8 protein-coding genes and 1 pseudogene are annotated in these 7563 nt (G+C 69.7%); 8 read left to right on the top strand and 1 reads right to left on the bottom strand.

Annotated features, from left to right (window positions below):
- The first annotated feature begins 332 nt into the window (after nt 1–332).
- The 3 genes from ffh to rimM are packed head-to-tail and all read left to right on the top strand — an operon-like array spanning nt 333 to nt 2974.
- Nucleotides 333–1871, top strand: a complete 1539-nt coding sequence (gene ffh, locus RTL41_RS20820) for a signal recognition particle protein (protein ID WP_312167348.1) — start codon at nt 333–335, stop codon at nt 1869–1871.
- Nucleotides 1872–1891: 20 nt separating this feature from the next.
- The gene (gene rpsP, locus RTL41_RS20815) at nt 1892–2419 is read left to right on the top strand and encodes a 30S ribosomal protein S16 (protein ID WP_312167345.1); all 528 of its coding nucleotides are present in this window, start codon (nt 1892–1894) and stop codon (nt 2417–2419) included.
- Nucleotides 2420–2434: 15 nt separating this feature from the next.
- Entirely contained in the window at nt 2435–2974 is a 540-nt protein-coding gene (gene rimM / locus RTL41_RS20810; RefSeq protein ID WP_312167343.1) for a ribosome maturation factor RimM, read from the top strand.
- A gap of 230 nt (nt 2975–3204) precedes the next feature.
- Here the strand turns inward: rimM and RTL41_RS20805 are convergent, their stop codons facing one another.
- Nucleotides 3205–4065 (bottom strand): acyl-CoA thioesterase II, encoded by an 861-nt coding sequence (locus RTL41_RS20805; protein ID WP_312167340.1) that lies wholly within the window; start codon nt 4063–4065, stop codon nt 3205–3207.
- Between the two features lie 135 nt (nt 4066–4200).
- Here RTL41_RS20805 and trmD point away from each other — a divergent pair.
- From trmD to RTL41_RS20780, 5 genes and pseudogenes are all read left to right on the top strand, one after another.
- Nucleotides 4201–4934: pseudogene (gene trmD, locus RTL41_RS20800) on the top strand (tRNA (guanosine(37)-N1)-methyltransferase TrmD); the annotation flags it as partial.
- A gap of 3 nt (nt 4935–4937) precedes the next feature.
- A complete protein-coding gene (gene rplS / locus RTL41_RS20795) occupies nt 4938–5324 on the top strand; it encodes a 50S ribosomal protein L19 (protein WP_312167335.1) in 387 nt (128 codons plus the stop codon).
- 136 nt (nt 5325–5460) lie between these two features.
- On the top strand, nt 5461–5949 hold the full coding sequence (locus RTL41_RS20790; RefSeq protein WP_312167332.1) for a helix-turn-helix domain-containing protein: 489 nt from the start codon (nt 5461–5463) through the stop codon (nt 5947–5949).
- Nucleotides 5946–6521 carry a 2-hydroxychromene-2-carboxylate isomerase gene (locus tag RTL41_RS20785; RefSeq protein ID WP_312167330.1) on the top strand — a complete coding sequence of 192 codons (576 nt, stop codon included), beginning with the start codon at nt 5946–5948 and terminating at the stop codon, nt 6519–6521. The genes RTL41_RS20790 and RTL41_RS20785 overlap by 4 nt, the downstream gene beginning before the upstream one ends.
- Nucleotides 6522–6541: 20 nt before the next feature.
- Nucleotides 6542–7240, top strand: coding sequence for an SDR family NAD(P)-dependent oxidoreductase (locus tag RTL41_RS20780; RefSeq protein ID WP_312167327.1), 699 nt, complete (start codon nt 6542–6544; stop codon nt 7238–7240).
- Nucleotides 7241–7563 lie beyond the last annotated feature (323 nt).

Genomic DNA, 7563 nt, shown 5'->3' with positions numbered 1-7563 from the left:
TCACTTCAAACAGACAATCCCGGTTTGCGCAGCAAGACCGGGACCCATGAACACCAGATGGCGCCGGCGGTGCGACGCCGCCTTCGACAGCGTAAATGGGTCCCGGACAGCCGCGTTGCGGCTTCCGGGATGACACCCGCCACGCACGCCCCCGGCGCCAAATCCTTGACCTATTCCGTCCACAGGCGCATAAGCGCGCCCTTCTGGCGCATAGCATTCGCGCCCTCCACCGCCACGACCCCCACGACGCATGTGGGACGAGGGCGGCGAGGCCCCCCGTCGACGTGATCGTCCACGGGGGTCGATTGCGTTTGGGCCGATAGGAGTCTCGCGTGTTCGACGCACTGACAGATCGGCTTTCCGGGGTCTTCGACCGCCTCTCCGGGCGGGGCGTGCTCTCGGAAAAGGACATCGACGAAGCCCTGCGCGAGGTGCGTGTCGCCCTGCTCGAGGCCGACGTCGCCCTGCCCGTCGTCCGCGAGTTCATCTCCAAGGCCAAGGAACGGGCCGCCGGCGAGGAGGTGATCCGCTCGATCCGCCCCGCCGACCAGGTGGTGAAGATCACCTATGACGGCCTGGTCGAGATGCTCGGCGGCGACGAGGTCGAGGGCCTCAACCTCTCGCTGAACCCGCCCACCGTCATCCTGATGGCCGGCCTGCAGGGCTCGGGCAAGACCACCACCGCCGGCAAGCTGGCGCTGAAGCTCGCCAAGGACCGCAAGAAGGTTCTGCTGGCCTCGCTCGACACCCGCCGCCCCGCCGCCATGGAGCAGTTGGCCCTGCTGGCGACCCAGGCCGGGGTCGAGAGCCTGCCGATCGTCGCCGGACAGTCGGCCCCGGACATCGCCCGCCGGGCCATGTCGGCCGCCAAGCTGCAGGGCTACGACGTCCTGATCCTCGACACCGCCGGCCGCACCACCATCGACGAGGCGATGATGGCCGAGGCGGCCGAGATCGCGAAGATCTCCAGCCCCGCCGAAACCCTGCTGGTCGCCGACAGCCTGACCGGCCAGGACGCGGTGCGCACCGCCAAGGCCTTCCACGAGCGCCTGCCGCTGACCGGCCTGGTGCTGACGCGGGCCGACGGCGACGGCCGCGGCGGCGCGGCCCTGTCGATGCGGGCCGTCACCGGCCTGCCGATCAAGTATCTCGGCGTCTCGGAGAAGATCGAGGGCCTGGACGCCTTCGACGCCCGCCGCGTGGCCGGCCGCATCCTCGGCCAGGGCGACGTCGTGGCCCTGGTGGAGAAGGCCGCCCAGGACCTGGACGTGGCCAAGACCGAGGCCATGGCCAAGAAGCTGGCCAAGGGTCAGTTCGACCTCGACATGATGGCCGAGCAGTTCAGCCAGATGAAGCGCATGGGCGGCATGGAAGGCCTGATGGGCCTGCTGCCCGGCGTCCAGAAGGTCAAGAAGCAGCTCTCGGAAGCCAACGTCTCCGACAAGATGATCGACCGCCAGATGGCGATCATCTCGTCCATGACCAAGGCCGAGCGCAAGAAGCCCGACATCCTGCAGGCCTCGCGCAAGCGCCGCATCGCCGCCGGCGCCGGGGTCGACGTGGCCGAGATCAACCGACTCCTGAAGCAGCATCGCCAGATGGCCGACGCCTTCAAGATGATGAGCCGCGACGGCGGCAAGGGCTTCGCCCGCATGGCCGGCATGATGGGCGGCGGCGGCATGGACCGCCTCAAGGCCCTGGGCGGCGGCAAGCTGCCCGCGCCCGATCCCAAGCAACTGGAAGAGCTCGGCAAGCTCGCCGGCCAGGGGGGCGGACTGCCCGGCCTGCCCGGCGGCCCGAAGCTTCCCGGCCCCCTTTCCGGCCTGGGCGGCGGCCTGCCGCCCGGCTTCAATCCCTTCAAGAAATCCTAGAGCTTACAAAGGACTAACCCATGCTCAAGATCCGTCTCGCCCGTGGCGGCGCCAAGAAGCGCCCCTACTACTCGATCGTCGTCGCCGACTCGCACTCGCCGCGCGACGGCCGCTTCATCGAAAAGGTCGGCGCCTACAACCCGATGCTCAAGAAGGATGACCCGGCGCGCGTCACCCTGAAGGTCGAGTCGATCCAGGCCTGGATCAAGAAGGGCGCCCAGCCGACCGACCGCGTCGCCCGTTTCCTGGCCAACGAAGGCCTGGTGAAGTGGGAAGCCGGCAACAACCCGAAGAAAGCCGAGCCGGGCCGCAAGGCCAAGGAACGCGCCGAAGAGCGCGCTCAACGCGAAGCCGACCGCGCCGCCGCCGCCGCTGAAGCCGCCGCCCAGCCGGCTCCGGAGCCGGAACCCGTCGCCGAGGAAGCCCCGGCTGCTGAGGCCCCCGCCGCTGAAGAAGCCGCCGCCGAAGCCCCGGCCGCCGAGGAAGCCGCTCCGGCCGCTGAAGACGCCCCGGCCGCCGAAGGCGACGCCGAAAAGACCGAAGGCTAAGCCGAACCAACCGGCATGGGCGACGAGACGCGCAATCTGATTTTCGTCGCCCAGGTCGGCGCGGCCCATGGGGTGCGGGGCGAGGTGAAGGTCACGACCTTCACCGCCGACCCCATGGCGCTGGCCAGGTACAAGACCCTGCTGCGCCAGGACGGCTCGCCCGCCCTGGCCATCGCATCGGCCCGCCCGGCCAAGGGCGGGATCGTCGCCCGCCTCAAGGGCGTGGACGACCGCAACGCCGCCGAGGCCCTGCGCGGCCTCAAGCTCTACATCCATCGCGACAGCCTGCCCCCGCCCGAGGAGGACGAGTTCTATCTCGCCGACCTCATCGGCCTGGCCGTCGAGACCGCCGCCGGCGAGCCGCTGGGCGTGGTCAAGACCGTCCAGGACTTCGGCGCCGGCGACCTGCTGGAAATCCAGCCGCGCGCCGGCGCGAGCTGGTGGCTGCCTTTCACGCGCGAGGCCGTGCCGGACGTGCGCATAGCCGAGGGCAAGCTGATCGCCGAGCCGCCGACGGTCATCGAAGCCGACCCCAACGAAGGCCGCGAGGAATAATCCCTCCCCCTTTTCCTCCCCTGCGTTAGCGGGGGAGGGGGACCACGCGCCAGCGTGGTGGAGGGGGCGAGCCGCAAGCTCATTGCCGGCCGCCGCCCCCTCCACCGGCTGCGCCGGTCCCCCTCCCCCATGAATGGGGGAGGAAAAATAAGGCGGCTTCCATATGCGGCCCGGGTGGGGGACTGCTGAGGCGCAGAAGGCCCCGCCCGTCTCGCCGCTCGCGGCGTCGCCTACTTCTTCAGCCGCATCAGCCCTTCCTGGGCCACCGAGGCGACCAGGTTCCCGTCCTGGCCGTAGATCGCGCCGCGCACGAAGCCGCGGCCGCCCGAGGCGCTGGGGCTGTCCTGGGTGTAGAGGTGCCAGTCGTTGAAGTTCGAGGCCTTGTGGAACCACATGGCGTGGTCGAGGCTGGCCGACTGCAGGCCCGGCGTCTGCCAGGCCACCCCGTGCGGGCGCATCGCGGTCGACAGCAGGTTCATGTCCGAGGCGTAGGCCAGGATCACCTGGTGCATGCGCGCGTCGTCGCCGATCGGGGCCACGGCCCGCATCCAGGTGTCGCTCTTGGGCTCGCTCGGCTTGGGCTTGCGGCCGAAGCCGTAGTTGTCGCGGCCGACCATCTCGATCGGGCGCGGCCGGTTCATCATCCGGCGCATCTCCTCGCTCATGCCGTCCAGCACGGCCTTCTTCTGGGCCTCGGCCTCGGCGGCCATGTCGTCGGGGCTGCGCACCGCCGGCATCGGGGCCTGGTGCTCGAAGCCGTCCTCGGCGACCTGGAACGAGGCCGCCAGGTTGAAGATCTGCTTGCCGTTCTGCACGGCGATCACCCGCCGCGTGGTGAAGGTGCCGCCGTCGCGCGAGCGGTCGACCTCGAACAGGATCGGGATGCGCGGGTCGCCCGGACGGATGAAGTAGCAGTGCAGCGAGTGGCAGATGCGCTCCTCCACCGTCTCGTAGGCCGCCAGCAGCGACTGGGCGATGACCTGGCCGCCGAAGATCCGCCCCGGACCGTCCTCGGGCGACACGCCGCGGAAGGTGTTCACCTCGATGCGCTCGAGGGCCAGGGACTCGGTGAGGATTTCGGGCGTTTCCATGGGGTCTCTAAAAATGCTGCAACTGCGAAACGCCCTGGATTAAGCCCAAGCTCCGCGCCCCGCAAGGCGCGGCATAGTCGCGTTCTCTTAAGGCGAACGTGGAAATGCTGCGGCGTTTCGTCCAAAAGCCGCCCCATGTCCTTCGACGCCACCGTCCTGACCATGTTTCCCGAGGCCTATCCCGGCCCGCTCGGCGTCTCGCTGATCGGCACGGCCTGGCGCGAGCATGGGCTCTGGACGTTGGAAACAGTGGACATTCGCCAATTTTCCAAGGATAAGCGCGGCTTCCTCGACGACACCCCTGCGGGTGGCGGCCCGGGACAGGTGATGCGAGCGGACGTCATCGCAGCCGCGCTGGACAGCGTGGAGCGGCGGGGACGGCCGCTTTTGTACATGAGCGCACGGGGTCGGCCCCTGACCCAGGCGCGCGTGAGTGAATGGGCCAAGGGTCCGGGACTGATCGTCCTGGCCGGACGGTTCGAGGGGGTGGACCAGCGGGTGCTCGACGCGCGCGGGTTCGAGGAGATCAGCGTCGGAGACGCGGTCCTCGCCGGCGGCGAGGCGGCCTCCCTGGTGGCGATCGAAGCGTGCGTAAGGCTCGTGCCCGGCGTCCTCGGCCAGGCCGAAAGCTTGAGTGAAGAGAGTTTCGAGGACGGGCTCCTGGAGCACCCGCAGTACACCAGACCGCGGGAATTCGAGGGGCTTGAGATACCGCCCGTACTGCTCAGCGGTCACCACGCCGATATCGGTAAGTGGCGGCGGAGCCAGCGCGAAGCGGCCACGCGGGAGCGGCGTCCGGACCTCTGGGCCGCCTATCTCGCCAATCAACAGGCAAAGGGCGAGTAAAGCCCAGTAGGACAAGGACGACCGACATGAACATCATTCAGCAGCTCGAAAAAGAAGAGCTCGACCGCCTCGCCGCCACCCGCCAGATCCCGGACTTCCAGGCCGGCGACACCCTGCGCGTCAACGTGAAGATCAAGGAAGGCGACCGTGAGCGCGTCCAGGCTTACGAAGGCGTCTGCATCGGCCGTCAGGGCGGCGGCGTGAACGAGAGCTTCACGGTCCGCAAGATCTCCTTCGGCGAAGGCGTGGAACGCGTGTTCCCGCTCTACTCGCCCAACATCGACTCCATCGAAGTGAAGCGCCGCGGCGTCGTGCGCCGCGCCAAGCTCTACTACCTGCGCGACCGTCGCGGTAAGTCGGCCCGGATCGCCGAGCGCCAGACCACCCGCGCCACCGAAACCACCGAAGCCTAGGCTTTCAGGTTTCCGAGACGTCCGAACGGGGGCCGTGGCGACACGGCCCCCGTTTTCGTTTCCGCCCCGCCGCGCCCCTTGCATCCCGCGTCGCGCCCACTAACTCCAATCATAAGAGTTAGTCGGGAGCCCGCCGATGCGCGCCAAGTCCTTCGCCGGCATGACCTGTTCCGTCGCCGGCGCGCTGGAGGCGATCGGCGACCGCTGGGCGGTGCTGCTGCTGCGCGACCTGTCGCTGGGCCTGTCGAAGTACGACGAGCTGCAGGCCTCGACCGGCATGCCGACCACCACCCTCTCGACCCGCCTCAAGCACCTGGAAGGCTCGGGCCTCATCGAGCGCCGCCCCTACCAGGACAACCCGCCCCGCCACGACTACCGCCTCACCGACAAGGGCGCCGACCTCTGGAAGGTGCTGACCGCCCTGCGCGAGTGGGGCGACCGCTGGGACGCCAACGGCCTGGGCGCCTCGACCATCGAACTGGTCGACGGCCAGACCGGCCGTCCGCTGGTCCTGGCCCTGGTCGACCCGCAGACCGGCCAGGCCGTCCCCCAGGCCCGCGCCCGCCTGCGGCCCGGGCCGATCGCCGCCCCGGGCCTGCGCAGACGTCTCGGAGAAACCCAATGAGCCCGACCCGCACCCGCTTCTTCTTCGACTTCCGCAGTCCCTACAGCTACCTGGCCAGCACCCGGCTCGCCGACCTGCCCGGCGAGTTCGACTGGCGCCCGTTCGACGTGCTGGCGCTGATGAAGCAGGTCGGCAACGTGCCCACCACGGTCATCTGCAAGCCCAAGCAGGCCTATGCCCGCCAGGACCTCGGCCGCTGGGCCGCGCTCTACGGCGCCCCGCTCAGCCCCAATCCCGGCATGAGCGCCGTCGACGGCCCGCGCCTGCTGCACGCCGCCCTCGCCGCCCGCGCGCTCGGCCATGGCAAGGCGGCCGCCGGCCGGCTGTTTCGCGCCATGTGGGCCGGGGATGCGCCGCTGGCCACCTCCGCCGAGGTCGCCGCCCTGCTCGCCGACCTTGGCGTCACCACCGAGCTGATCGACGCCCCCGAACGCGCCGCCGAACTGGAGGCCAACACCGCCGAGGCGGTCGAGCTCGGCGTCTTCGGCGCCCCCAGCTTCATCACCGAGGGCGGCCTGCTGTTCTTCGGCAACGACCGCCTCGACTTCCTCCGCCGCGCGCTCACGGCCTGATTTCCAGAAGGAACACCCACATGAAGCCGCTCGCCATCGTCACCGGGGTCGGCCCCGGGACCGGATCCTCGATCGTCCGCCGCTTCGCCGCCGACGGCTACCGCGTGGCCATGCTGGCCCGGAATTTCGATCGCCTGGCCGCCCTCGCCCAGGAGCTTCCCGACGCCGTCGCCGTGCCGGTCGACGTCTCCGACGCCGCCGCCCTCACCGCGGCTCTGGACGACCTCGTCATCCGCTTCGGAGCACCCAAGGTCGTGGTCCACAACGCCGTCGGCGGCGCCTTCGGCAACTTCCTCGACATCGATCCCTCGGTGCTGGAGCAGAACTTCCAGACCAACGTCATGGCGCTCTATCACCTGGCCCGGCTGGTGACGCCGAAGATGATCGAGGCCGGCGGCGGGTCGCTGATCGTCACCGGCAACACCTCGGCCCTGCGCGGCAAGGCCAACTTCGCCGGCTTCGCCCCGACCAAGGCCGCCCAGCGGATCCTGGCCGAAGCCATCGCCCGCGAGGTCGGCCCCAAGGGCGTGCATGTCGCCTATCTGGTGATCGACGCGGTGATCGACGTGCCCTGGACCCGCGAGCGCTACAAGGACGCCCCCGACGACTTCTTCATCGCCCCCGACGACATCGCCGGCGAAGTCTTCCACCTGGCCCGCCAGCCCAGAAGCGCCTGGTCCTTCCTCGCCGAGGTCCGCCCGTTCAAGGAAACCTGGTGATCTGAATGTCCCTTTTCCTCCCCTGCGCAGCGGGGGAGGGGGACCGCCCGAAGGGTGGTGGAGGGGGCGAGCCGCAAGCTCATCGCCGGCCGCCGCCCCCTCCACCGGCTGCGCCGGTCCCCCTTCCCCATCAGGATGGGGGAGGAAAAACGGGGTAATCCCCCACGTCGCCAAACTCGGCGCGGCGCGCGCGGCTAGCCACGGCGCCCCAAGGCGTCATCAAGTCAGTTGAGCTTTTGCGGCGGGGCCGCGCCTCATTCGTCAGGCACGGCGCGAATGGGTCCCGGACAAGCCCTGCGGGCTTTCCGGGATGACACGGGGAG

Origin of the sequence: Phenylobacterium sp. (assembly GCF_031984885.1) — a bacterium.
Lineage (GTDB): Bacteria > Pseudomonadota > Alphaproteobacteria > Caulobacterales > Caulobacteraceae > Phenylobacterium.
This window is presented reverse-complemented; position numbering and strand designations above follow the sequence as displayed.

Excerpts from the sequence above, each read along its gene's own strand:
- RTL41_RS20785 (WP_312167330.1), top strand. The coding sequence starts at position 5,946 with ATGAGCCCGACCCGCACCCGCTTCTTCTTCGACTTCCGCAGTCCCTAC.
- rpsP (WP_312167345.1), top strand. The coding sequence starts at position 1,892 with ATGCTCAAGATCCGTCTCGCCCGTGGCGGCGCCAAGAAGCGCCCCTAC.
- RTL41_RS20805 (WP_312167340.1), bottom strand. The coding sequence starts at position 4,065 with ATGGAAACGCCCGAAATCCTCACCGAGTCCCTGGCCCTCGAGCGCATC.
- RTL41_RS20790 (WP_312167332.1), top strand. The coding sequence starts at position 5,461 with ATGCGCGCCAAGTCCTTCGCCGGCATGACCTGTTCCGTCGCCGGCGCG.
- RTL41_RS20780 (WP_312167327.1), top strand. The coding sequence starts at position 6,542 with ATGAAGCCGCTCGCCATCGTCACCGGGGTCGGCCCCGGGACCGGATCC.
- rimM (WP_312167343.1), top strand. The coding sequence starts at position 2,435 with ATGGGCGACGAGACGCGCAATCTGATTTTCGTCGCCCAGGTCGGCGCG.
- rplS (WP_312167335.1), top strand. The coding sequence starts at position 4,938 with ATGAACATCATTCAGCAGCTCGAAAAAGAAGAGCTCGACCGCCTCGCC.